3 protein-coding genes are annotated in these 969 nt (G+C 70.1%); all 3 read right to left on the bottom strand.

Features of this window, described 5'->3' with window-relative positions:
* Positions 1–153, bottom strand: a 153-nt coding sequence (locus JK364_RS58620) for a ubiquitin carboxyl-terminal hydrolase family protein (RefSeq protein WP_504942995.1), incomplete at its 3' end; no start/stop codon positions are given.
* A 5-nt stretch (positions 154–158) separates the two neighbouring features.
* Positions 159–623, bottom strand: coding sequence for a thioredoxin (gene trxA / locus JK364_RS54425; RefSeq protein WP_201858880.1), 465 nt, complete (start codon positions 621–623; stop codon positions 159–161).
* 6 nt (positions 624–629) lie between these two features.
* On the bottom strand, positions 630–969 hold a 340-nt coding region (locus JK364_RS54420), incomplete at its 5' end, for a ClpB D2-like domain containing protein (RefSeq protein ID WP_504943140.1).

The raw sequence follows: 969 nt of genomic DNA, 5'->3' as shown, positions 1-969 counted from the left end.
TGAGGAGTCGCAGCACCCCACGTGCCCGCAGGTCAGGCAGAGCCGCAGATGGACCCAGGGGGACCCCAGGCGCAGGCACTCCTCGCACCCCTCGGGGCTGCGCGGGGAGACCTGGCGCACCATCGACAGATGCGGATCGGGCTCGATGGCCATGGATGTCACCCTCTCTTGCTGTCCCGCCGACCCGCCATCACCTGCTCGACCCACGAGCGCAGGGTGCCCGCCGGGGCGGCACCCGCGCGGCGGGCGACCAGCTCCCCCTTGTCCAGGATGAGCAGGGTCGGCACGGCCTGCACCTCGAACCGCTGGGCGAGGTGCGGATTGCGGTCGATGTCGACCTTGACGAGTTTGACCCTGCCCGCCAGCTCCGTGGCGACCTGCTCAAGTGCGGGGCTGACCATCCGGCAGGGCCCGCACCAAGTCGCCCACAGATCCACGACGACGAGGGGCGTCGCCTCCTCGGCGACCTCGGCGAACTCGTTCTCGTCCGCGTCCACGATCCATGGCAGCGACGACTTGCAGTTCCCGCACCGAGGGGCACCCTCGGCCGCCACGGGGATCTTGTTCGCGCGTCCGCAGGTGGGGCACTTGATGGTCCGGGCTTTGATCGTTGGGCTTGGCATGGCCGGTCACGCCGCCTCTCCGACTTCCTGCCGGGCTCGCTCCTCGACGTGCTCGCCCGATGGCTGTTCGTAGGTGACCACCAGTTCGCCGTGCCGGGCGTCCACCTTGACGGTGGTGCCCTCATCGACGTCGCCGCGCAGCAGCGCGCGCCCGATGAGGGTCTCCACCTCGTGGGAGATGTAGCGGCGCAGCGGGCGGGCCCCGTAGACCGGGTCGTAGCCCTGGTGGGCGATGACCTTCCGGGCTTCTGGGGTGAGTTCGACGGCGATCAGGCGTTCGGCCAGCCGCTTGCGCAACTCGTCGAACTGCAGCTCCACGATCCGCTCGATCTGCGGCTCGCCGAGC

Source organism: Streptomyces endocoffeicus (assembly GCF_016741935.1).
Taxonomy (GTDB): domain Bacteria; phylum Actinomycetota; class Actinomycetes; order Streptomycetales; family Streptomycetaceae; genus Streptomyces; species Streptomyces endocoffeicus.
This window is presented reverse-complemented; position numbering and strand designations above follow the sequence as displayed.

What these genes read in the sequence shown, in the direction of transcription:
- trxA (WP_201858880.1), bottom strand. Translation starts at nt 623, where the DNA reads ATGCCAAGCCCAACGATCAAAGCCCGGACCATCAAGTGCCCCACCTGC.